This window comes from Winogradskyella helgolandensis, assembly GCF_013404085.1.
In the GTDB taxonomy this organism is placed as follows: Bacteria; Bacteroidota; Bacteroidia; order Flavobacteriales; family Flavobacteriaceae; genus Winogradskyella; species Winogradskyella helgolandensis.
In genome coordinates this window covers 2,797,398-2,822,616 of the sequence record NZ_JABFHO010000001.1, presented here as the reverse complement: position 1 = coordinate 2,822,616, position 25,219 = coordinate 2,797,398, and the positions used below count along the sequence as shown (strand labels likewise).

General features: G+C 32.4%; 22 protein-coding genes and 1 pseudogene. 8 read left to right on the top strand and 15 right to left on the bottom strand.

Translation table 11 applies throughout. The features are described 5' to 3' along the window. Nucleotides 1-59: 59 nt before the first annotated feature. Nucleotides 60-1,259 carry an ATP-grasp domain-containing protein gene (locus HM992_RS11870; RefSeq protein WP_179319815.1) on the top strand — a complete coding sequence of 400 codons (1,200 nt, stop codon included), beginning with the start codon at nt 60-62 and terminating at the stop codon, nt 1,257-1,259. 98 nt (nt 1,260-1,357) lie between these two features. On the opposite strand, the gene HM992_RS11865 is transcribed toward HM992_RS11870, so the two are convergent. The 6 genes and pseudogenes from HM992_RS11865 to HM992_RS11840 all read right to left on the bottom strand — a co-directional run bounded on the left by HM992_RS11865 (nt 1,358) and on the right by HM992_RS11840 (nt 7,393). After that, the gene (locus HM992_RS11865) at nt 1,358-1,849 is read right to left on the bottom strand and encodes a hypothetical protein (RefSeq protein WP_178985196.1); all 492 of its coding nucleotides are present in this window, start codon (nt 1,847-1,849) and stop codon (nt 1,358-1,360) included. A gap of 267 nt (nt 1,850-2,116) precedes the next feature. Further along, nucleotides 2,117-3,319, bottom strand: coding sequence for a hypothetical protein (locus HM992_RS11860; RefSeq protein ID WP_179319814.1), 1,203 nt, complete (start codon nt 3,317-3,319; stop codon nt 2,117-2,119). 6 nt (nt 3,320-3,325) lie between these two features. Continuing rightward, nucleotides 3,326-4,144, bottom strand: coding sequence for a type 1 glutamine amidotransferase (locus HM992_RS11855; RefSeq protein ID WP_178985194.1), 819 nt, complete (start codon nt 4,142-4,144; stop codon nt 3,326-3,328). 114 nt (nt 4,145-4,258) lie between these two features. Further along, nucleotides 4,259-5,353 (bottom strand): carboxylate-amine ligase, encoded by a 1,095-nt coding sequence (locus HM992_RS11850; protein WP_178985193.1) that lies wholly within the window; start codon nt 5,351-5,353, stop codon nt 4,259-4,261. Between the two features lie 346 nt (nt 5,354-5,699). Next, nucleotides 5,700-6,650: pseudogene (locus HM992_RS11845) on the bottom strand (ATP-grasp domain-containing protein); the annotation flags it as partial. A 38-nt stretch (nt 6,651-6,688) separates the two neighbouring features. Next, nucleotides 6,689-7,393, bottom strand: coding sequence for an alpha/beta fold hydrolase (locus tag HM992_RS11840; RefSeq protein WP_179319813.1), 705 nt, complete (start codon nt 7,391-7,393; stop codon nt 6,689-6,691). A gap of 464 nt (nt 7,394-7,857) precedes the next feature. Here HM992_RS11840 and fumC point away from each other — a divergent pair, with 464 nt between their 5' ends. The 3 genes from fumC to hutI all read left to right on the top strand — a co-directional run bounded on the left by fumC (nt 7,858) and on the right by hutI (nt 12,093). After that, on the top strand, nt 7,858-9,255 hold the full coding sequence (gene fumC / locus HM992_RS11835) for a class II fumarate hydratase (RefSeq protein ID WP_179319812.1): 1,398 nt from the start codon (nt 7,858-7,860) through the stop codon (nt 9,253-9,255). An 80-nt stretch (nt 9,256-9,335) separates the two neighbouring features. After that, the gene (locus HM992_RS11830) at nt 9,336-10,760 is read left to right on the top strand and encodes a T9SS type A sorting domain-containing protein (RefSeq protein WP_179319811.1); all 1,425 of its coding nucleotides are present in this window, start codon (nt 9,336-9,338) and stop codon (nt 10,758-10,760) included. 97 nt (nt 10,761-10,857) lie between these two features. Beyond that, nucleotides 10,858-12,093, top strand: a complete 1,236-nt coding sequence (hutI, locus tag HM992_RS11825; RefSeq protein WP_179319810.1) for an imidazolonepropionase — start codon at nt 10,858-10,860, stop codon at nt 12,091-12,093. Between the two features lie 62 nt (nt 12,094-12,155). On the opposite strand, the gene HM992_RS11820 is transcribed toward hutI, so the two are convergent. Next, a complete protein-coding gene (locus tag HM992_RS11820; protein WP_178985187.1) occupies nt 12,156-13,046 on the bottom strand; it encodes a chromosome partitioning protein ParA in 891 nt (296 codons plus the stop codon). Nucleotides 13,047-13,157: 111 nt separating this feature from the next. Here HM992_RS11820 and HM992_RS11815 point away from each other — a divergent pair, with 111 nt between their 5' ends. After that, on the top strand, nt 13,158-14,180 hold the full coding sequence (locus HM992_RS11815; protein WP_179319809.1) for a formimidoylglutamase: 1,023 nt from the start codon (nt 13,158-13,160) through the stop codon (nt 14,178-14,180). 285 nt (nt 14,181-14,465) lie between these two features. Here HM992_RS11815 and HM992_RS11810 read toward each other — a convergent pair whose 3' ends face one another. The 4 genes from HM992_RS11810 to HM992_RS11795 all read right to left on the bottom strand — a co-directional run bounded on the left by HM992_RS11810 (nt 14,466) and on the right by HM992_RS11795 (nt 17,066). After that, complete coding sequence (locus HM992_RS11810; protein ID WP_178985185.1) at nt 14,466-15,272, bottom strand: mechanosensitive ion channel family protein; 807 nt, start codon at nt 15,270-15,272, stop codon at nt 14,466-14,468. 196 nt (nt 15,273-15,468) lie between these two features. After that, the gene (locus tag HM992_RS11805) at nt 15,469-16,062 is read right to left on the bottom strand and encodes an RNA polymerase sigma factor (RefSeq protein WP_178985183.1); all 594 of its coding nucleotides are present in this window, start codon (nt 16,060-16,062) and stop codon (nt 15,469-15,471) included. An 86-nt stretch (nt 16,063-16,148) separates the two neighbouring features. Further along, nucleotides 16,149-16,553: a DUF2721 domain-containing protein gene (locus tag HM992_RS11800; protein ID WP_178985182.1), complete on the bottom strand. Its 405-nt coding sequence runs from the start codon at nt 16,551-16,553 to the stop codon at nt 16,149-16,151. A 96-nt stretch (nt 16,554-16,649) separates the two neighbouring features. Then, nucleotides 16,650-17,066, bottom strand: a complete 417-nt coding sequence (locus HM992_RS11795; protein ID WP_229720488.1) for a MotA/TolQ/ExbB proton channel family protein — start codon at nt 17,064-17,066, stop codon at nt 16,650-16,652. A 190-nt stretch (nt 17,067-17,256) separates the two neighbouring features. On the opposite strand from HM992_RS11795, the gene HM992_RS11790 reads away from it, so the two are divergent. From HM992_RS11790 to HM992_RS11780, 3 genes are all read left to right on the top strand, one after another. Continuing rightward, the gene (locus tag HM992_RS11790; RefSeq protein WP_179319808.1) at nt 17,257-18,327 is read left to right on the top strand and encodes a sensor histidine kinase; all 1,071 of its coding nucleotides are present in this window, start codon (nt 17,257-17,259) and stop codon (nt 18,325-18,327) included. Next, nucleotides 18,317-19,030 (top strand): LytR/AlgR family response regulator transcription factor, encoded by a 714-nt coding sequence (locus HM992_RS11785; protein WP_449658195.1) that lies wholly within the window; start codon nt 18,317-18,319, stop codon nt 19,028-19,030. Before HM992_RS11790 ends, HM992_RS11785 begins: the two co-directional genes overlap by 11 nt. 334 nt (nt 19,031-19,364) lie before the next feature. Further along, nucleotides 19,365-19,955 carry a hypothetical protein gene (locus tag HM992_RS11780; RefSeq protein ID WP_179319807.1) on the top strand — a complete coding sequence of 197 codons (591 nt, stop codon included), beginning with the start codon at nt 19,365-19,367 and terminating at the stop codon, nt 19,953-19,955. Between the two features lie 3 nt (nt 19,956-19,958). Here the strand turns inward: HM992_RS11780 and HM992_RS11775 are convergent, their stop codons facing one another. The 4 genes from HM992_RS11775 to HM992_RS11760 form a co-directional block, all read right to left on the bottom strand. Further along, on the bottom strand, nt 19,959-20,789 hold the full coding sequence (locus HM992_RS11775; protein ID WP_179319806.1) for a DUF922 domain-containing protein: 831 nt from the start codon (nt 20,787-20,789) through the stop codon (nt 19,959-19,961). A 60-nt stretch (nt 20,790-20,849) separates the two neighbouring features. Continuing rightward, entirely contained in the window at nt 20,850-22,040 is a 1,191-nt protein-coding gene (gene fabV / locus HM992_RS11770) for an enoyl-ACP reductase FabV (RefSeq protein WP_179319805.1), read from the bottom strand. A gap of 10 nt (nt 22,041-22,050) precedes the next feature. Beyond that, nucleotides 22,051-23,451, bottom strand: a complete 1,401-nt coding sequence (gene lpdA / locus HM992_RS11765; protein ID WP_179319804.1) for a dihydrolipoyl dehydrogenase — start codon at nt 23,449-23,451, stop codon at nt 22,051-22,053. 93 nt (nt 23,452-23,544) lie between these two features. After that, nucleotides 23,545-25,140, bottom strand: coding sequence for a S41 family peptidase (locus HM992_RS11760; protein WP_179319803.1), 1,596 nt, complete (start codon nt 25,138-25,140; stop codon nt 23,545-23,547). Nucleotides 25,141-25,219: the final 79 nt, after the last annotated feature.

Genomic DNA, 25,219 nt, shown 5'->3' with positions numbered 1-25,219 from the left:
CAATCAAACTGTGGCATTACTATAATAAGCAAAGCCATAGAGATTCTAACTAAGAAAACATGTCCAAACAACCATTAAATTTCCTTTGTATTTCCACCTATTTTAAAGGTGAAGATTTTCTAAAAAGCGTTAAAACTGAAGGTAATAATGTCTATTTATTAACTAAAAAGAAGTTAGATAAAGAACCTTGGCCATGGGAATCTATAGATGACACTTTCTATATTGAAAAATGGAATCATGAAGACGTGGTTAAAGGAATCGCTTATAAATCGAGAACCATAAAATTTGATCGCTTTGTAGCACTCGATGATTTTGATGTTGAAAAAGTAGCACTACTTCGAGAGCATTTTAGAATGCCTGGCATGGGTAGAACGACGGCACATTATTTTAGAGATAAACTCGCTATGCGAATGAAAGCTTTAGAAGAAGGCGTCAACGTCCCAGAATTTACAGACTTATTTAATAACGATTCTATTAATGACTATGCGGATCGCGTCAGTCCTCCATGGTTAATAAAACCAAGAATGGAAGCCTCTGCTACTGGTATTAAAAAAATTCATTCTAAAGATGAATTGTGGCATGTTGTTAATGAACTTGGTGATGAACGTGATAATTACCTCGTTGAGAAATTTGCTCCAGGTGATGTGTATCATGTTGATGGTTTAAATGTAGACGGAAAAGTTGCTTTCGCCAGAGTGAGTAAATATTTAGACACCCCTTTTGAAGTCGCGCATGGTGGTGGTATTTTTAGATCGGCAAGTTCCAAAATTGGTTCTAAAGAAGAAAAAGGCTTACAAAAAATGAATGCTCAAGTGATGAAAGCCTTCGGTATGCAATTTGGTGCGTCTCATACAGAGTTTATACAATCTAAAGCTACAGGCGAATTGTTCTTTTTAGAAACCTCTTCTAGAGTTGGTGGAGCTAATTTGGCCGAAATGGTAGAAGCAGCATCAGGAGTTAATCTTTGGGGAGAATGGGCAAAAATTGAAGCTGCAAATCTTAGAAAAAACGTTTACAAACTTCCAAAAATCAATAATAAATATGCAGGCATCGTAGTGTCTTTAAGTCGCTTCGAACATCCTGACACGTCTAGTTTCACCGACAAAGAGATCGTTTGGAGAATGACCAAAGCGTGGCATATCGGATTAATTGTAGTTTCTGATTCTAGTGAACGTGTTTTAGAATTATTAGATCAATATACGGAACGTATTGGTAAAGAATTTCATGCGAGTTTGCCTGCACCTGATAAGTCGGAATAATAGACACTCTTATCTAATATAATTTACATTCCTAAATAATTTAGCCCTTGTTAATCTTAAATTAACAAGGGCTAAAATTTAATCACAAAAACTATGTTTTAGTCCATTGATAAAGCTCTAAATTCACCATTTTCTATTGAAATGGTTGTATCGTCGTCATTTGTTATTGTTGCAGTAAAAGTTCCTTCAACATATTCACCAGTTGATTGTGTAACTGTAATTGTACCGCTTTCTGCAAAATCGAAATCGAAATTTAAAGACTCAGAAGTGAATGATATTTGGTATTCTGCATCGAAACCTGGCTCAACATCAAAACTACCATTAGTAATACCTAAAGGTAACCAAAGTGCAATTTGAGTATCACCTGCATCTGAAAGACCTTCACCATTATTACCATTAAATGTAATAGAATTTGATTCTGCACTAACTATATCAACAAAACTATAGTCCTCACTATCAATTGTAAATGTTATAAAAGTATCAGCTTCTAAATCCCCAGAAGAAGAACTATCATCATCAGAACTACAAGACGTAAATGAAAGGCCACAAATAACAATAAGGCTCAGTAATTTGAATTTTAAATTTTTCATAATAATTAAGGTTTAATAACATAACCAACATATCCTTATATTTTAATATGTTCTAGTTAAGATTTGGTTTTTAAATATCTAGATTTTTTCTAGTCGATAAATATAGTGTAAATTTTAAAAGAACTGATTTATTAATATATATATGGTAATCTGTTTTAAATATTAATAATTTCGGACTTTTCAAAGTAAAAAAAATTTATTCTTACTGCTAGTGAAAGTTTGACTTCGACTTCGCTCAGCCATAAAAGAATATTTACGAGGTAAAAACTATCCCTCAAAAAAGCCAGTACTACCACCAACCCAAGTTTTGTCCTTGTTATACTTTACTCCAACCATTTCGCCTTTACTTAAGCGCATCAAATTACTTACAATTTCGGTTTTGTTGGTTTTAGAATTATGAAGTAGCATCATTCTAATTTCACATTTCGCTGGCTCATCCATAGTTTCAATAACTGGTGCATAAGCCACTTTTTCTTGGAGTAAATAGTTAGCTTTGTTTGTAATCTTATCAATCATGTTTTTAGTGACATGAATCTCTACTCCTGCGCCTGCAAATGAATATAAAGGTTTAAGAACGTAATTCTCTAAATCCTCAGGAATGCTTTCTAGTTGATCTAAATAATAAGATTTAGGAACATAATCCCCTTTTAACAAAGGCATAGTGTATTTACTTATTCGGTAAAACCAGTTCGGATGCCCAATCCATTCAGCATCAATGTCATCTTGAAAACTGAATGCTGTCTTCAAATCTGTACGTTGGTGTAATTCATCAAAAATAATACGGTTGTATATTTTTAAGACTTCAACTTCATCTCCATTATTATCTAAATAAAAGAGTGTTTTTCCTCTCTTTTTCAAATCAGTAATACAAAGCACTTTAATCCCAAGCTTAGCTGCAGTGGCATAAAAATCTATGGCTGTTGCTTGTTGTTCTGGTTCTATTTCTAAAAGAATAACCTGTTTTGGGTCAGTGTCACCAACAATTTCTTGCTGTAACAAATTAATATAATCGTTGGTTGTCATACCATTAAGATGCTGTGAAAAATCACTTGGAATAGCATCACCAAAATGCTCACGATATTTACCTCCAATAAGTTCTTGAAAAAAATACAACGACGGGAATCCCTGTAATTCAATTAGTTTAGGAGTCAATTCTCCATTGTCATCTTTACAAATACCGAAATCTAATTGGATAAATTTTGAATGTTCATCTTCATTTGGCACTATTGTATTAGCATCGAAAAATGCACCATCTGTTAACTCTTTAAAGTTAGGCTTATTAATAACAGCCATAATATCGTGACAAGCTTCAACCAATTTTTCTTTTAAATCCTTCGGAATAAAAACTGGTGTTTCTGCAATTTTGAAATTAACCTTAAAATTAAATAACGTATCAATATCATTTATGAACGTTTGATAGGTTTCTTCAGAAAACTTGGCATTATAAGCGTCGCGGATATTCTTTATCATTTTCAATTAAGACATTACAGGTTGATTAACTTTACTAATGGCATTTCTAATAAACTTTGGTAAAATCGTATTGTAAGTTAACTCAATTTTTTCAGGATCATCAATACGATCCATCATTTGGTTGTACTTCTCTACTCCAAAACTATCTATAACTTTCTTCTTATTTTCTGCTAAACCAAAATACGCTTCCATACTCACAGGTTCGGCTTCTGGGTGAAATTGTGTTCCTACAAACTCATCAGAAAAACGAACAGCCATAATAGCACGTTCTAATTCTACATGCGTTCTAATTTTTTCTAAACTCAAAATAGTAGATCCATGGTTTTTAAATACCGTTAGGCGCGGCTGAACAAGTTGCCAATCGCGAGAATCTACTGCATAAAACGGATCACTCAACCCTTCAAAAATAAGATCATTATGTCCTTTTTTTGTTTTATGCATACGCAAAATTCCAAAAGAAGTACTGCGTCTAGGTTTTAACTCTCCTAATTGAAAATAATGACACATCACCTGAAACGAATAACAGATAAAGAATACAGATTTCTTTTGTTCAGAAGATGTTTTATTAAAATCCCAAAGGTCTTGCATTAATTGTAGATACGGTTTCCTCCATTCCCCATCATCTAAAGGACTTCCTGGTCCTCCACTAGAAATATAAATATCGAATGATGTATCTGGCAATTCATTTTTTGCTCTGACATTGAATATTTGATACTCTAAGTCGTCATTAAAAGTACTCACTATCTCAGTGATACAACGCAACCCTTGATTGGGTTCATCGTTGTTCATATCTAAAATTGCTAGTTTTAATTTATCTTTTTTCATATTCATTTGCTGTCTTTCGACTTACTTTGTAATCTATCTTCGTATGAAATATATTTCTTACTCAATAATGCTCAAGATAAACTTCAGCGGTAATCTAATACGTAGGGTTTATTTTTATAATCCTGAAATAGTTTGATCTATAATATAATCAACTACTTTAGTCAGGTCTTTTGTTTGTTTAAATATTTCTAATTGACGGTCTGCTCCTGTTCCGTTCTTAAGCATTTGGTGGATGTACTCAATTTCTTTTCTCGAGCCTAAATCATCCACAACATCATCAATAAAATCTAGTAATTCTAACATCAAAAGTCTGGTTTCCACTTCAGACTCTTTACCAAAATCTATCATTTTACCATCAATTCCATAGCGACTTGCTCTCCATTTATTTTCGTTAATCAATGCACGATGGTAATTCATAAAATTAAGATTATGTTTTCTTAAGTCATATAATTTAGCCACTAATGCTTGAATAATTGCGGTAATACATATGGTTTCATCAACGGTTAATGGCACATCACAAATCCTAACTTCCAAAGTTGGAAAAAATGGATGCACTCTAATATCCCACCAAATTTTCTTTGGATTATCTATACAATTGGTTTTCACTAAAAGATTTACATAATGCTCATAATGCGCATAATTTTCGAAAACTCCTGGAATACCTGTTCTTGGAAATTTATCGAACACTTTAGATCGAAATGACTTAAAACCTGTATTTCTACCTTCCCAAAACGGAGAATTGGTTGATAATGCATATAAATGCGGTAAAAAATAGCGCATGGCATTTACTAAATGTATAGCCATTTCTTTATCTGCCATTCCCACATGAACGTGCAATCCAAAAATTAAATTAGAACGTGCCGTATCTTGCAACTCCGTAATAATCTCATCATAACGTGGATTTGGTGTAATCAATTGATGTTCCCATTTTGAAAAAGGGTGTGTCCCAGCAGCACCAATTTTAAAACCTAAATCACCTGCGATTCCAGAAATAGATTTTCTAAGAAATGATATTTGCGATCTTGCATCTGTAATATCTTCACAAATATTAGTACCAACTTCTACAACCGCTTGATGCATTTCTGCCTTCACTTGGTCGTTAAGATATTTGGCAGCCTCAGTTACAATTTTCTGATCGTGAGAAATTAATTCGCGAGAAATAGGATCAATAATTTGATACTCTTCTTCAATACCTAATGTGAACTTCATATAGAACGAGGGTTAAATTAAACCTGATTATTAAAAACAATCAGGTTTATGTGCAATTCTATTTTTTAGCAGTTTTTGACTTAGTTGCCGCTTTTTTAACTGGTGCTTTCTTTTTAGCGACTTTCGTTGCTGTGGCTTTTGGTGTCGCTACTTTTTCTTCTACTTTTTTTACTGGAGCTTTCTTAACTCCTACTTTTGCAGTAGCTTTAGCTGGCGCTTTCTTTACTCTAGCGTTTGTTGCTGTAGACTTTTTACGCCCTGCAGCTTTAGCTGGAGCTTTTTTTGCTACTGCTTTTTTTGCAGATGCTTTCTTTATTGGAGCCTTTTTCTTTGGTGCTTTTGGAGCTTCAATTTGATCTTTTACAAAAGTTCCCCAAGTAAGATTCATTTGTCCTTTCTTGTATTTCTTTGCTTTTGCAATGGCCATATCAGCTGCATTTTCTACAATCCAATCAAAATTTTCCTGTCCTACAGAATTAATATCAGCATCTGGAGCAGGATTACAAAAATCAATAGCATAAGGAATACCATCTCTTACAGCAAATTCAACCGTATTAAAATCATAACCTAATGCGGTGTTTAATTTAATACAATACGCTTCAACTAAGTCCAAAAGTTTTTGATCTACAGGAGGTCCATCAATGACATAACGCAAGTGATGTGGATTTCTAGGTTCATATTGCATAATATGTATTTGATCCGTACCTAAAGCGTAACATCTAAAATAATGTGTAAAGTTAATCTCCTCTTGCAACATCATCACTAAATTCTCAGTTTCTCCATGCTTTTCCCATAAATCCTCAGGACTTTCTACACGATAAACACTTTTCCAACCTCCACCATCATGTGGTTTCATATATGCAGGAAAACCAATAGTAGCAAACATTTTCTCCCAATCGAAAGGGAATTTCATATTTCTAAAAGAATTGGCATCGGTATCAGGCGGACGATGAGATGATGGTAAAATAAACGTTTTAGGCACTGGTACCCCAATAGTTTCAGCAAGTGCATTATTAAAAAACTTTTCGTCTGCACTCCACCAAAATGGATTATTTATTACAGCCGTTCCGGTAATAGCTGCATTTTTTAAATACGCCCTATAAAATGGAACATCTTGAGAAATTCTATCTATAATAACAGCATATTCATCAGATTTTGCCTGTTCTACAGTATCAATCGATACCGCTTCTGCAACCATATCTTTTATACCTTGTGCTTTAATTTTTTCGTTAACTCTGTCAATAAATGCCCAAGGGAAGGTGTCTTCTTGACCAAATAAAATACCTATTTTTTTCATGTTAAAAGTAAATTTGATGGTTTAATTAATTCGTTAGTTTATAGTTTTGATAAATAATGTGGAAACATTCTATTCCACAATGGCCAATCGTGTTCTGCCCATTTATGTTCATCATACCAGAAAGGTATGTTTTTTTCAGTTAAAATACTAGCTAATCTCTTATTGGCGTCTAAACAAATATCCCACTCACCTACTCCAAGAACAATTTTCATATTCCACAATTCTGGATGGTTAGCTCCTGGAAGAAAATCTACAGGATTGTTAAAAAATACATTATCGTCATAATGGCCGTCGACGAAAGATTTGATATCAAAAGATCCACTCATACTAAACATATGGCTAACACGTTCTGGATGTCTAAAAGCGAAATTCGCCGCTTGATACCCTCCAAAACTTGGGCCAGCAACAGCTAATTTACTTATGCCTCTATCATGACATATTTTATTAACCAACTCGTTCATTATAAACTCATCATACCATGCATGATTTTTAGCACGCTCTGCAGGATGAATATTCTTATTATACCAGCTTAATTCGTTAATGCTATCTGGGCAATAAATTTGAACCAAGCCTTGCTCAACAAACCACCTTGCAGATTCCACAAGTTTCATGTCTCTACATTCATTATGTTTTCCCATGGTTGTAGGAAATAGAATTAATGGATAACCAGCATGTCCAAAAACAAGCATCTCAATATCCTTGCTTAAGGTTGGGGAGTACCATTTAAAATGTTCTTCTTTCATGTGTATTTTCTATTGTTTTATAAGTGTCACATGGAACATCTTTATCAATGCTAGTTCTAATTGATTAGCCTTTAGAAGCAGATGTTTCAATTGTTTAGTTTTAAGTCAGTTAATTAAAAATTAAAGTCGGCAAAAATAAGCTATTTGTATCAATATTTAATTCATTATTGTTGAAAACTAAACAGTTAATCAAACACTTAATATAAAGACGTTTTTAAATATCGCTATTTAAATTGTAAATCGGTTAACTATAACAATTGTTTTTATATCTTTTTAATAATTATACATTTCCAGCAGTTTAAAATTGCTAAATCTGCAAAAGTTAAAATACAACTATTTTAATCAAAAATAAATCTAATACTTATTAACTATTTTAGTTAAAACCTGTTCAAATAAAACCTCCTTTTAAATCAATTAAAACTTACAAAACCGTTAAATTTGTAGTACATCAAATATTAGTACACATGAATTACAGAATAGAAAAAGACACCATGGGTGAGGTTAAAGTACCTGCCAACAAACTTTGGGGAGCACAAACAGAACGCTCTCGTAATAATTTTAAAATTGGAGCATCTGCATCAATGCCTTTAGAAATCGTTTATGGTTTTGCTTATCTTAAAAAAGCAGCAGCTTATACCAACTGTGAATTAGAAGTGTTATCTAAAGAAAAACGCGATTTAATTGCACAAGTTTGTGATGAAATATTAGAAGGTAAACACAATGATCAATTTCCTTTAGTGATTTGGCAAACAGGTTCTGGTACGCAGAGTAACATGAACGTTAATGAAGTGGTCGCTAACCGAGCACATCAAATTGCAGGACAAGTGGTTGGTGAAGGAGAAAAAACAATTCAACCAAATGATGACGTTAATAAATCACAGTCATCTAATGATACTTTTCCAACCGGAATGCACATTGCAGCTTATAAAAAAGTTGTAGAAACTACAATTCCAGGAATTATTCAATTACGAAATACATTACATAAAAAATCTTTAGAATTTAAAACCGTTGTTAAGATTGGTCGTACACATCTAATGGATGCGACTCCATTAACTTTAGGTCAGGAATTTTCTGGTTATGTGTCTCAATTAGATCATGGACTAAAAGCATTACAACATACGTTACATCATTTAAGTGAACTCGCTTTAGGTGGTACTGCTGTAGGAACAGGAATGAATACACCAGAAGGTTATGATGTTTTAGTCGCCAAATACATTGCTGAATTTACAGGTTTACCTTTTGTTACTGCCGAGAATAAATTTGAAGCTTTAGCAGCACATGACGCTATTGTAGAAACACATGGAGCTTTAAAATTATTAGCAGTGTCATTAAACAAAATAGCCAACGATATTAGAATGATGGCTTCTGGTCCTCGTTCTGGAATCGGTGAAATTATAATTCCGGCAAACGAACCAGGTAGTTCAATAATGCCAGGGAAAGTAAATCCAACACAATGTGAAGCATTAACTATGGTGTGTGCACAAGTTATGGGTAACGATGTTGCTATTTCAGTTGGTGGAACGCAAGGCCATTATGAGCTTAACGTTTTTAAACCAATGATGGCTGCAAACATTTTACAATCGGCGCAGTTAATTGGTGATGCTTGTGTAAGTTTTGAAGAACATTGCGTAAGTGGAATCGAACCAAACCACCAAGTCATTAAAGAGTTATTAAACAACTCATTAATGTTAGTAACAGCTTTAAATACTAAAATAGGTTATTATAAAGCGGCTGAAATTGCAAATACAGCACATAAAAACGGCACGACTCTAAAAGAAGAAGCTGTAAACTTAGGCTATGTTTCTGCTGAAGATTATGACGAATGGGTAAAACCAGAAAATATGGTAGGAACTCTTAAATAACGTCTAAACGACTAAAAAATCGACGAAATACACATTTCGTCGATTTTTTAGTATATTAGCATATCTAAACTAAAATGATTATGAAACAAAAACTACTCGTATTTTTAATTTTTGCTATTAGCTGCAATCTAAATTACGCTCAAGACTGGGTTTTAACTAATGTGGATCCGGACACTGGAGATGAACCTTATGAAATTGAAACAGGCGATATTAATGGCGATGGATATATAGATATTGTAATGGCTACCTATGACTACAATGGTGGTACTCCAAACCAAGATTATATTAAATGCTATTTGAATGATGGAATCGGTAATTTCTCAACTGAAATCACCGTGTCATCAACCATTCAATGGGTAGATGGATTAACATTAGCCGATATTAATGAAGATGGTGCTATGGATATAATAGCCACTTCGGTGAACCAAAATAAATTAGTCTATTATCTAAGTGCTACAAGCATGGATGGTACCTATAGCTATACTGAAGTTTCTGTAGATAGTGCCATTAGTGGCCCAGGACAAGTAGTTGCTGGAGACATAAATAATGATGGGCATATTGACCTCGTAGCTCCTTCTTATGATAACAATAGAACGCAATGGTATTCTGGTGATGGTTCTGGTAATTTTACGGCAGAATCTGATGTAGAAAATGGTTCTACAAATTATCCTTACTACGTAGACATTGCTGACTTTGATGCTGATGGTGATTTAGATGTGTTAGTCGGTTTTTTTGCCGGTAACATAGAAATTTATTATAATCAATATGATGGCACAGATCCTGATCCTAGCTCTACAGTTTCTTGGATTAAAGATACACAGTCTGTTGATACTGGCAATGGTTACTTATATGCTGTAAAATTCGCAGATGTGAATAACGATGGAAATATGGATGCCGTAAAATTAGATTATTATGGTGATGTGGAATGGTTTGATAAAGTCGTAAATGGAACATCTACAGGAACAATTATCTCTAACTCCAGTATCATATCCAATCCTGCAGCGATGATTATAGCCGATATGGATGAAGATGGATTAAATGATGTTATAGTAACAGATTATGGCAATGCTGATGATGCTATTATATGGTTTAAAGGAGCAGCGAATGCTTCACCAAGTACAACAAATCAATTAATAATTGATAATGGTAGTCAAATGCTAGATATCGCTGTGGCAGATTTTGATGGTGATTCCGATATCGATATTGCTGTTGTCGGTAATCAATCAGATACTGTTGATTGGATAGAAAATAAACTTAATGCATTAAGCATTAGTGAGTCTGAATTATCAACTCTAAGTATGTATCCAAATCCTGCAACAGATCAATTACATATTAATGGTTATAATTCTGAAAGTATAGAAGTCGTTGTTTATGATACTATTGGAAAAATAGTATTAGAAAATACATTATTACATGGAGAGTCATTAAATGTTTCAACATTAGCAAGTGGTTTATACACGATTAAATTGAATAATAAAATAACCTCAAAATTCATAAAAGAATAAAAAATTACGCTTTAAAATATCTAAAACGCTTGTATATTTATACTAGCGTTTTTTTTTGTTTAAAAAAATCGCAATATTTACAAAAATAGCAACTCATATGTCTCTACTAATTACTAATATTAAACAACTCATTCAAGTTCATGAACATAATACTACTATCCTAAAAGGTAGTGATATGAACAATTTACCTGTCATAGAAAACGCGTACCTCTACATAGAAAATGATACTATTATTGAATATGGCAACATGACTGATTGTGAAGGGTTTGATGCCGAAACTATTATTGATGCAACCAGTAAATTAGTTTTACCGTCCTGGTGCGATTCACATACACATATTGTGTATGCTGGTGATAGAACGTCGGAATTTGTAGATAGAATAAATGGCTTATCCTATGCAGATATCGCTAATAAAGGTGGTGGTATTTTAAATTCGGCCAAAAAACTTCAAGACACTTCTGAAGACGAGCTATTTGAACAATCTATAAAAAGATTAAATGAACTTATAGCTATGGGAACCGGAGCTGTTGAAATTAAAACAGGTTACGGACTAACGGTTGAAGCTGAATTAAAAATGCTCAGGGTTATAAAACGTATGAAACAGGAAAGTTTAGCGATAATCATTCCAACATTATTGGCTGCTCATGCTATTCCCGAAGAATATAAATCAAATAAGCAAGATTACATTAACTATATCACAGAAGAATTAATTCCGAAAGCTGCAGAACTACATATCACGAATTTTGTAGATGTGTTTTGTGAAGAAGGCTATTTTGACATTAAAGATACCGATGCGATTTTAGAAGCTGGAAAGAAATTCAATTTACAACCCAAAATTCACGTTAATCAATTTAATATTTTAGGAGGTATAGCGCTTGGTGTAAAACACAATGCTTTATCTGTGGATCACTTAGAAGAAATAAACGATGAGGATATTAAAGCATTAAAAGGAAGTAACACGATTCCTGTTGCCTTACCAGGTTGTTCCTATTTTTTAAGTATTCCGTATACACAAGCTCGTAAAATTATTGACGCAGGTTTGCCTTTAGCCATTGCAACTGATTATAATCCTGGTTCTGCACCAAGTGGAAATATGAATTTTATAGTGAGTGCTGCTTGTGTAAAATTAAAACTAACTCCTGAAGAAGCGATAAACGCTGCAACTGTAAATGGCGCCTATGCCATGGGAATTAGTAATATGTACGGAAGTATTACCCGTGGAAAAAAAGCAAATATTATTATCACAAAACCTATGAATCATTATAGTGAAATACCCTATGCATTTGCTCATAACCCTATTGAACAAGTGATTGTTAATGGTCAATTATTATAATAAAAAAATCCAGAAGTTTGCTTCTGGATTTTTTTATTATGGATTAATATAATGTTTCTTATTTACTTCAATTCAAATTCAGAAGAAGAAACCAACGCTTTATCACTAAATACATTAACTTTATAACGTCCTTTCTCAAATTTTGAATCTTTCAATTCGTTTATATATTCACAAATATTTAAGTTTCTATTTTCATAATTAAATCTACTAATTAAACTATAGTTTAATACTTCTTCATTTTCAAATTCAATCTGATCATTAGAGCCTAATACATTATTCTTAGGGTCAATAACTTGAACGTATAGCTCTTTATCACCAGCTTCTGCTAACATATTTTTAGCGACAGTAAAGCAAACTTTAATCTTATCACTTCGGGTAGCACGCTCAGTTGGTATTTGTTTACCACTATTTCTTTCAATGACACCCATTCCTACTAAACCAACAGCCTGTAATGCAGCAGCATCTCTAACAACAGTAGATAATTGTGTGTTTTGAACTAATAATGAATCGGTAAACATAGTACGTTCAGCTAATTGAACTTGTGTACTATCTAAAGAAGAGGCTAAGTATTGATTCTCCCCTTTTAAACGATCATTTTCTGTTAATAAAACGTCCATTTCTTCTTGTAACGCCATATATTTCTTTTTGTAGTTCCATAAACTACCAACGCTATTTTGAGATATTTTTAAAGAATCCATTAAACCTTGAATACGCTCTCTTGCAGCAATTAAATCTTGATTTTTAACCTCACTTTCAGCAATAGCTTCATCGTAATCTTTTGCCATGTTATTAAGATCGTTCATGACTTGATTCTTTTCACTCACTAATAATTTTTCATTCTCTTGCTTTTCACTGTAAAGTTTAGAGGTGTAGAAAGCGGTTACTAAAAATAATACTAATAATATGCCTAATCCTACTTTTAATCCTGTGCTTGATTTTTTTGAACCTTCCATAAGTTATTTGGTTTTAAGTATTGTTAATTCTTGTTTTATTAATCGTTATATGAGGCCAAAGTAATTAAATAAAAATGTACTTTTAATCTATTATTCTAATTATTTATCCAAATGGAGCATCTCATAGTATTTACAGAAAAAGAAAAACAACAACTTTTAACGAAACGTAAAGGTGAAACAAAATTTGGAGAACATATTCAGCTAATCCCTAACCTCACTAAGATATACGATGATATTGTTAATTTAGATGTTGACTATGTTGTATTTGGAATTAAGGAGGATATTGGAATCACAGCAAACTACGGGAAATCAGGATCTTACAAAGCTTGGGATGCTACTCTAAAAGTTTTGTTAAATATACAGAGTAATGAGTTTACATCTGCAAAACGGGTTTTAGTACTTGGACAGTTAGATTATACTGAGCAGCGCAACGCTTTAGTTGATGTAGATCTATCAAAAAAGAAACAAATATCCAAAATTAGAAATCTTGTAGGAATTATAGATAAAGATGTCACCTATCTAGTTTCGTCTATTATTAAAGCAGGGAAAACTCCTATTATTATAGGAGGTGGTCACAACAATGCTTATGGTAATATTAAAGGCTGTGCTTTAGCAAACAACGGCAAAATAAATGTTGTTAATTTTGATGCACATTCTGATTTTAGAGCAGAAGAAGGTAGACATAGTGGCAACGGATTTAGTTATGCTTTTGCTGAAGGGTTTTTGAAAAACTATTTCATTTTTGGATTGCACGAAAATTATACTTCTGAAACGTTATTAAAAAAGATGAAGAAGGTAAAAACTATAAAACACAATACTTACGAGGCTATTGAAGTTAGAAATGAACTCGACTTTTCATCTGAAATAAAATATGCATTAGATTATGTTTCTAATAGAAAATTTGGAATCGAAATTGATTGTGATGCCATCAGAAACATACCAAGCAGTGCTATGACACCAAGTGGATTTAGTGTAACCCAAGCAAGGCAATTTGTAAATGGTTTAGGTAAACATTCTAATGCAAGCTATTTACATATATGTGAAGCTGCACCTACTGAAAAAACCGAAATTCAAATTGGGAAATTAGTCACCTATTTGATTACTGATTTTATTCGTGCTCATAAACCTAAGTAATCACCAATTTTATGGTTTAAAATCTTCAAATGACGTTTAACAACAAGGAGATTGATTATATCCTATTTAACCTTCCAATTCTAAAATTATTTTTTAACTTTCTACTTTGAAATATGACAGAATTCATATTTACCTTAGACTAGCGCTTTTTAGCAAATGGTTTTAGACTACTATTGATTAAAAATAAAAACCCTAATCAAATTAATGAAAAGGGTTTTAAATACTTCAAGCACATGCAGGATCGCATTTTATTTGAACATAAAATCTATGACCCTAACCTCATAGTTAATCCTGCATTTGTACTTGATTTTCGACAATATCTTTAATAGGAACAATAAGTTTTCCTTTTGAATTTTTTAGTATTACTGAAATACTTTGTACAGCCTCTACTGTATATATGTCATCATTAAAAACAATCTTTTGCCCTACTTCATAAATCTTACGAGCATAAAACGTATTCAATAACTTACCTACCACTTCCCTCGCTCCTAAACCAAACGCAATAGCGAAAGCAAGTAAAAAAGCAGCGATAATCATATTAATATTATTACTTATAATTTCTGTATCTATTCCTGCTTGATTTAATGCTGTAACAGAAATAAATGTCAGCAATAAGAAAAACACGACTTGACTGATGGCTTTACCACCAGACATATCCATAGATTCAAATAGTGATTTTAAACCATTTTTTACAAAATTTGCAAAAAGCAAACCAAAAACAAATACTAATACAGCTGAAATTAACTTTGGTGCATAAGAAATTAAATCACTGATTTGATTTGATATGATCTCTAAGCCCAATGTTTCAGAAGCTATCATTATTAAAAGAACATATAAAATGTATTTAATAAAGGTTGAAATAATTTTAATTGAATCGATTTTCAATTTTTTACCTTCTATTATTTCTATATCGTTTAGCTTAGCGTCTAACCTATAAATTTTAGCCAAATTTAAAAGCTTTATGATTATTTTAACGATCACTTTTATGAGATATAACGCCACAATTACACCAATAAAACCAAACACAATTTTTAATAAAATTGGCCAAGATGATGACAAAATATCTGTTATAAATTCTTTAGAATCTTCCATTTATAATAAGGTTTATTTTAGGGTTTTATAAATATTAGTTTACTTTTTTCTTTTACTACTTACACTTTCAATTATATAACTTAGATTATACGAAAATAGCTCAGCTAACTCCATAAATAGCTTAGCCATAGCAATATCATGCATAACTTTGCTTTTCAGTTCCGCCGGAACTTCCTTTAAAGGTTGATCTATTTGCTTAAATGGATTCTCCATCTTTCGTATAATTTGTGTACTTAAGTACAAGTTTATCTTTTGCTCTTTTTAATCGCATTTTTACTGCGCTTTCTCCGATATCTAAAGCTTCAGCTAATTCTTTTATTGATAAATTATCTTGATATTTTAATAATAAAATCATTTTTTCGTCTGGAGAAATTAACTCCATAACCTTTTTTAATTGCTCTACCCTCATGTTTTTAAATTCATGAGTAGAATCAATATCTTCACCTATATTCTCAATGTCTATAATTTCAGAGCTAATAGATTTTTTCTCAAACTTCTTCGCTGTATTTCTGGTGACATAATTTACACAATGATTATAAGTAAATGCGTATAACCATGTTGAGAATTTAGAATTTCCTTTAAAACTTCCTAATTTCACAAAAACTCTTAAAAAAACATCTTGAGTTAAATCTTTCGCTTCATCCACACCATTAGCAAACCCATAACATTTGTTATAGACCATACTCGCATATCTGTCGTACAGCACCTCAAACAACATAGTGTCGTTGGTTTTTACGATAGCTTCTACAAGCGCTTCATCGGTTAGGTTATGAATAGCGTCTTTAGTCAAGGTAATTTTTTAATCTATTATTAATTGGTTATTGGTCTTAAGACACTCCTTTTTTTAAGAGGTCACATTATTATTAAATAAAATTCCTACTTTTTTAAATGATCTTCAATGTCACCTAAATGATGTTGTAAGGCTTTAGCTGAAATTTGGATTTCCCATATTAAAAACAATAGTGATAAAATGAGGAGTAATAGACCTAAACCAAAAGACCAAACTGCAACAATATGGTAATTTATGTAAATTAAAAACATAGTTAAAACACAAAACAACAAACTACTAATACCTGCGATTTGCATATATCGCGTTAATTTTACTCTTAATTTTAAATTTTTAATTTGTCTAAGAATAGAAGCGTCTTGATGTTTTAGGTACTTTTCACTAAGATCTCGAATTATAGCAGCATAAGCTAAAAACCGGTTAGTGTAAGCAAGCATTATTAACGAAATTGCTGAGAATAAAAGTGCTGGTGTTGTTAGCGTTAATTCTTCCATAAATCAATTTTTACAAAATTACAGAATAAAAACACTACAAATAAAAAAAGCGAACTTTATTAAGTTCACTTTTTACAAATAATTATGAGTAGAAAATTAGTCGTTCACTTTGTCTTTTAAATTCGATCGTAATATTAAAATACCAATTCTAGCAATAACGAATGAAAACAAACCAAATGTTGCAGTTAATAAAGATACTTTTAATCCTCCTGCAAAAATTGCTGGATCAGGATTTCCCATAGCCTCAACAGAATCAAAAGCGGTTATTAAACCAATAACGGAACCTAAAAAACCTAAGACCAAACCTAACAAACTAGAGTCTACAGTTAGTTTCAGCATTTTTTCGGATTGTTCTTTGTGCTTTTTTAGATTGGCAAAACCTTTTATTAAAAGAAAAATAGACAATAAAAGACAGATTAAAATTAGAGACATAAAGAAAGGGCCTCCTTCGTTAAATCGATCTACAAATGGATTCGATAATATTAAATAATTTGAAACTAATAGGTCGTTCATGATTGATGATATTAAATTAAACATAGGTCAAACTTAAATTATAAAAGCACTCAATAATTACAATTGCGACGAATAACCGTTTTAACGCGCGATTAAACCTATGGCTAAATCCATGACTAAATCCGTCATTCGTCTATAAACGCTTTATGCAGCACAAAAATGCAGTATTATTGTATTAAGATTATTGTAAATGCCTCAAAAGGAATTCATTTTAGAAAAAATTGGTCAAGGATTACTCCATGTTCTGTTTTGGTGTGCTGTGCTCCTATTTTACACCTATTTTTTTGGTGTTGGCAGCAATAGTTTTAACGATACGCTTATATTCTCATTGTTTTTAATGCCTATTACTATAGCCACAACTTATGTTTCTATTTATAAATTAATACCAGATTACCTCATTACAAAACGGTATTGGCTATTTGTTCTTTATAGTCTGTACACCCTGATTATTTCGGCCTATTTGGTAATGGTTTCTATCTTTTTTAGTCTGATTTATATTTCTAATTTCGACTACAATGAGATGAATCCATTGACTAGAAATATTCTATTCGTAATGACAGGTATCTATCTTGTAACCTTTATCGTAAGCGCTTTTAAGCTTATGAAGCTAAACATAGAAGCATCTAAAAAAACCAAAAACCTTGAAACTAAAATTCTTGAAACACAACTCAAATTAAAAGAACAAGAACTCAAGTATTTAAAAATGCAAATCCATCCGCATTTTTTATTTAACACACTTAATACCATGTATGGCTTTGCTTTAAAAAAAGCAGATGAAACACCAGAAATGATATTAAAACTATCTAATTTATTAGACTACCTTTTATATCAAGTAGATAAACCTTTGGTAAGTTTAAATGATGAAATAAATCATATTGAAGATTATATTAGTCTAGAGCAAATGCGATTTAATGATACTTTGAATGTGCAATTCTCAAAGAATATACATTCAGAAACTATTGAAATTGCTCCAATGCTGTTAATTCCCTTTGTTGAAAACAGCTTTAAACATGGCAAAATTAAGAATGGCAGTTTAAATATTGCTATTAGTATAGAAGCGAATGCTGATGACATAACATTCATCATTAAAAACAGTTACACTAAAGCATCAAGCTCTGGCGATGGTATTGGTTTAGAGAATATAAAAAAACGTTTAGAATTATTATACCCAAATCAGCACCAACTAAATATTAATCTACATGAAAATGATTTTGTTGTGTCATTAACAGTAAACCCAAAATTAAAACGAGATGATGCCTAAATCTATTACGTCCATAATTGTTGATGACGAAATTATAGCAAGAGAGATTATCGCTTCTCATTTGTCTAAAATTGAAAACATAGAAGTTATTGCACAATGCAAAAATGCTATTGAAGCTTTTAATTTTATCAGTAATAATAAGGTAGACTTAATATTTTTAGATATTAATATGCCTGAGATTTCAGGAATAGCTTTCGCAAAAGCTATAAACAAAGACATTAAAATCATTTTCACCACAGCCTATAGAGATTACGCTGTAGAAGGTTTTGATTTACAAGCTGTAGATTATCTTTTAAAACCAATTGCTTTTGACCGTATATTACAAGCCGTAAATCGTTTTTTTGAAGTCGCGTCCGCATCAATTGATAATGCTTTAACCATTACAGAATCTAACGACTTTATATTTGTTCGCTCAGATAGACGTATGATAAAGGTAGACTTTGTTGCTATCTTTTATGTTGAAAGTTATAGTGATTATATAAAAATCCATCTTCAAGATGAAACGATAATTACTAGAGAAACCATAACTGCTATAGAAGCTAAATTACCTAAAACTCAATTTTTAAGAATTCATAGATCTTATATTATTTGTATTGCTAAAATTCAATCATTTACAAATGAACATCTTACAGTTAATCGGAAAGCGCTTTCCATTAGTCGAAGTTATAAGAAAGAAGTTTTGAAACGTCTAGAAAATTTTTAACTTTAAACCTGAGTTCGATATAAGATTTAATTTCCAGAACCCTAAAAAAAGGTGAGATTTGAAGTATAAAATTTAAAGTAATATCGAGATATTTCAATAATTTTATACGAATAGATTGCATTTTTTTAGGTTTTCCACAGGATTTGATGAATTTTTTCCAATACTTGACATGATTTTTTTAAATTAACGAGTTAGTCCTTCAAAAATATATCTGCGAATTGAATAAAAATTCATTCAAACTGAAAACAAATATTATATCAAACTCAGGTTTTAAGAAATAAATACCCAAATCCTAACGTTACATAGCAACGGCTTTTGTATTGAAAAACACTAAATGAACGATTACCTACACAACACTATTCCTAATTTAAAACCATTTAATTATGACCATCATCACGATGCTCATTTTATAAACAAGCCTTGGGTATTAGTGAATGGCATTTCTAAAAAGAAATCGATTTATACATTTAAAGCCGATAATGTTCTTGAAATTTCAAGGAAAGACAATGTCATTAAAACGACTTGGAACATTAATATTCAGAATAGCTTTTCTATTGAAACTGAAGACGGAAAAATAACGGTAAAAGCGTTTTTTAAAGATGATGATATCTTGGTGCTTAATAATGAAAACAAGGAAGAATTCGCTATGTATATCAACGTTTCCAACTACGACGATGACATTAATTCGGTTGAAGATATTCAAGACTTCTTAAAAGAGAAATATAAAAAGAAAGTGAGCACTATTATCTATGATCACGAATTCTACTACATCGAAAAATCTAAAGAGTTTGGCCCATATAAAGTTGAAGTTTTAGCAGAAAAAGTAAACGCAGGCGACATAAGTGCGTATTGCTTTGTAAGAGATGTTAATGAGCACGATTACAGTAACCGCATGAGGATTGAGGATTTGCTACACGAATTATAATCCTTATTTTTTATATAAATCATATTTTGCAAGTTCAATTTCTACAATGGCTTCCCAATGTTCTTGAGTTTCTTTTTTATCACCATATTTGGTTTCATTGTCATATCTATTTTGACGTTCATTCAATTCGTTAAAAACCTTATCAAATATGGCCTTAGCTCGCACAAGATTCTCACTAGTTACCTTAGCATCTATTAACTCTTTTCTTAATTTCCGAGTATAAATTTCGGTAATATCAAAGTGAATTTGCTCATGTCTCAAAACATAGTCATTTCGTCCATTAGAAACCACCCAACTCTCATGGGTACTAAATACGCTTTGAACAAAAATTTGACCTTCCTTAAATAAATTAATACCAGATTCGTAACCAAAACCAGAACGCGTTAATGCTAAAGTGTTGGGATTATTAATGACATCTGGCTCACCTTTAAAATCATCCCAAGTTAATTTTCTATTTGCACTCCATTCGATTTCAGTTTCATAAATCTTCGGATTTGCAACCTTATAAATGGTTGCGCGTAAACGATGACATGTGCTCCAATTATCAGGAGTTTTATATTGCGTTATTTTTATAAGATTGGCACCAGCTGCTCTTGCCATGTTCTTAAGGTTAAGAATATTCTCATAATAGGTGCAATTCACTGCTAAACCTCCGTCTTTAGCTTGTACAACCCCAATAAGGTCTCCAATAATTGCTTGACCATCGTGTATATCTAAAACAACCACTAATTCATCCTCAGAAAGTGGAGGATAATTTTTATCTATTTTACTCTTTAACTTAGGTGAACAAGTAATAAAAATCACAAATAAAAAGTAGAAGAATTTCTTTTTCATTACAACGTAATTAAATTAAAAAAGCGAACTCAATAAGTTCGCTTTTCAAATAAGATTATGTTAAGCTTGCAATCCAGGAATCGCAACCATTTCATCCACATCTTTATCATAATCGACACCTTCAACATCGAAACCAAAGAGATTAAAGAAATCCGTTTTATAACCCTCTAAATCACCAATTTCCGGTAAGGTTTCAGTAGTCGCTTCTTTCCAGAGCTCTAATACTTTTGCTTGAATATCATCGCGCATTTCCCAATCGTCCACACGGATTCTACCTTGCGCATCTAATTGTAAATCTTCAGCATATAAACGTTCGTTAAATAAACGTTCTATTTGCTCTATACAACCCTCGTGAATGCCTTCTTCTTTCATCACCTTATACAACAATGAAATGTATAATGGAATGACCGGAATTGCAGAACTCGCCTGCGTTACTAAAGCCTTATTTACAGACACATAACCTTTTCCGTTAATGTCTTTTAATGAATCCGTAATTTTAAAAGCGGTTGCTTCTAAATGATCTTTGGCACGACCAATCGTTCCTTTTCTATAAACAGCTTCGGTTAATGAAGGGCCAATATAAGAGTAAGCAACCGTTTTAAAATCTTCAGATAATACATCAGCCGATTTTAAAAGGTCAATCCACATTTGCCAATCTTCACCTCCCATTACGGCAATCGTATTGTCAATATCATCACCTGAACATGGTTCTATGGATATTTCTTTCACGACTCCTGTATGAAAATCAACCGTATTATTAGTAAATGTTTCTCCAATAGGTTTCAAAACAGATTTAAAACGCTCTCCGGTATCTGGATGCGTTCTTACTGGTGACGCCAAACTGTAAATCAACATATCAATCTTCCCTAAGTCGTCTTGAATCAATTTTAAAGTTTGTGCTTTAATTTCATTTGAAAATGCATCACCATTAATACTCTTAGCATACAAGCCATCTTTATGTGCTTGCGTTTCAAAAGCAGCACTGTTATACCAACCTGGTGACGCTGGACGCCCTTCAGTAGGTGGCTTTTCAAAAAACACTCCAATGGTTGAAGCGTTAGAGCCGTAAGCACTTGTAATTCTTGATGCTAAGCCAAAGCCTGTTGATGCTCCAATAACTAAGACCTTTTTAGGCCCATTAGTTGTTAGGTTTGATTTTATATAGTCTATCTGATCTAATACATTTTTTTCACATCCCGTTGGGTGCGATGTTAAACATATAAACCCTCTAGTTCTTGGTTCTATTATCATATATTATAGTCTAAACGTGTAATGCTCTATCGTCTGTTGCTGCTAAAGCGGCTTCTTTTACAGCTTCTGCAAATGTTGGGTGTGCATGAGACATGCGTGAAATATCTTCTGCGGATGCTCTAAATTCCATAGCGGTTACAGCTTCTGCAATTAAATCGGCACAACGTGCACCAATCATATGAACTCCTAAAACTTCATCTGTGGTTTTATCGGCTAAGATTTTTACAAAGCCATCGATATCTCCACTGGCTCTTGCACGACCTAAAGCTCTAAATGGAAACTGCCCCACTTTATACTCTACATTATCTGCTTTTAATTGGTCTTCTGTTTTACCAACAGCAGCCACTTCTGGCCATGTATAAACCACTCCTGGAATTAAATTATAATCGATATGTGGTTTTTGTCCTGCCATCGTTTCAGCTACAAAAACACCTTCTTCTTCCGCTTTGTGTGCTAACATCGCTCCTTTAATAACATCACCAATCGCATAAATATTTGATGCAGATGTTTGTAAATGTTCGTTTACTTCAACTTGACCTCTATCATTTAATTTTACACCTGCAGCTTCAGCATTTAAGCCAGCGGTATATGGTTTACGACCAACAGACACTAAACAGTAATCGCCTTTAAATTCTACAACCTCACCTTTTTTGTTTTCAGCTTTTACAATAACCTCATCTCCATTGCGCTCTACAGACTGCACTTTATGAGACAACATCATTTTGCATTTGGCTTTCTTAAAGACTTTATTTAATTCTTTAGACAAACCAGCATCCATCGTTGGTAAAATTCGGTCCATATATTCAATAACAGTCACCTCAGCACCTAAACGACGATACACTTGTCCTAGCTCTAAACCAATAACTCCACCACCAATGATAATGAGATGTTTTGGAATTTCTTTTAATTTTAAAGCTTCCGTTGATGTTATGACGCGTTCTTTATCTAAAGTAATAAAAGGTAATGTTGAAGGTTTAGATCCAGTTGCAATAATGATCTTTTTTGCTTCAATCTCTTGCGCATCCTTCCCTTCTATCTTAATATGTGTCGCATCTATAAAAGATCCTAAGCCTTCAAAAACATCGATGTTATTTTTCTTCATTAAGAAATCAATACCTCCAGTCGTTTGGTCTACAACGGCTTGCTTACGACCAATCATCTTTTCGAGATTCACTTTGATCTCGCCAGGAATTTCGATACCATGATCTTCAAAATGTTTAGTAGCTTCTTCGTAATGATGTGAAGAACTTAATAAGGCTTTACTTGGAATACAACCTACGTTTAAGCACGTACCACCAAGTGTTGAATATTTTTCAATAATCGCTGTTTTCATGCCTAATTGTGCGCAACGAATGGCTGCTACATAACCTCCAGGTCCAGAACCAATTATGGCTACATCGTATGATTTCATAAAGAATTGTGTTTATCTGATTAAATATAATGCCTGCAAAAGTACAATTTTGATTAATGATTTACGAATTTTAAATCTCATTATTGAAGCCTACTATTTATGCTTTTCTTCTATATCTTCCAAAATCCATTCTAATTCTGGATCAACGGATTGCAAGCGATCCTTATAACTTGGCAAAATTTCTACATCTGGTTTTACACCATAACCGTCAATCGGAGTTTGATTATTAGGCCCCATATATACTAGAGGTATTCTAGCTCGTACTTTAGTATGTGGTAAATTATAAAATTTATACATACCAGCAACTGTGCCGTTGTAAGCTCCCCCTGTTTCTTCACCTACAAAAGTAGCGCGTTTTTTGCCATGCAATTTAGCTGACAAGACAGCGGATGCAGAAAACGAATTCCCATTAATTAAGACATAGATTTTACCTTTAAAATTTAAAGGTTTGGGCTCTTGCTCTTTAGAAGATCTAAGCTTGTAATATAGAACACCCTCTTTTTTTTCTGTTCTAAGAACTTCTAAAGTCGCAATTACAGGTGCCGCTAAAACAAAAACACCTTTAATCACGTTAGGTGAATTACTAATCATACTTTTTAGAAATGGAGTTCTTGAATTCACTTCACTTGGATTAATCATCTTAAAATTGTCATCGGTGAGGTATGAATATAAATAAGTGATTTGATCTAAACCTCCACCAAAATTGTTTCGTAAATCAATAATTAAGGTTTCCGTTTTTAGTGAATCTATGGTTTTAAAAGTCTCATCGTAAAAAGCTTTATAGTTGCCATATGTAAATCCTCTAATTTTCAATAAGGCGACTGTACTATCCTTACCTATAAAGTCTAAATTACGCGCATATTCATCTTTAACACGGTCATATCCGTATATTTGATTATATTTTTTTCGAGCTTTATTTTCTGTTTTTTTTGCTTTACGTTCAGCTTTAGTAAGCTTCGGTTTTGGCGTTAAAGAATCTGATGTAATCATATCTTTCTTAAGTGCAGTAGTATCCTTTACTAAAACACGTTTATACATTTTCACGAATGTAGAATCCAAATTTCTTAAGGTAAACGTAAGGCTATCAAAACGACCTTTATCTTTTACATATAACGACATAAAACGCGTCCCAGTGTATCTATTATAGAAGGTGGTATTGTAACCGTCAGAAGCTATAATTTTTTTATAACGATCAATTAAATCCTTAGCCTTTTCGTCTTCAATTTTTAAAACTTCGGCATTATCATAAATAGAGTCATTACCTCTAGCGTTAACAATAATGAGTTTATCATCTACGGATTCAAAATTTAAATTATTAATATCAAATTTAGATTTATTTAATGCTTGACGTTCTTTTTTAGTAAACTTAATACTTGGTGGAGATAATGACAAATGGCCTTGACCAACATATTTAGTTACAGCTGCTAATTGTTTGTAAAGTGTCCTACTATCCATTGGTTCATCAATGGCTTTTTTTAAGCTATCAAATTTATAATCTAAAACCTCCTTAGATGTAAACTGGTACAAATGCGGATGGTGACGTTGCAGTTGCTCATAAACCTTGTCTATGTCTTCGTGTAAATCTTCTACTGGATGTAATGTTGTAACTTGTATATTGTGTTTTTTTACACTAGCACATGATGCTAATAATAAGGTAATACAGAATGTAAGTAAAATTTTCTTGCTCATGATTCGGTGTTTGATTTTAGAAATTGATAGATGTTAAATTACACCCTTTACCTGAATAGACGCAAAAATAGTAAGAATG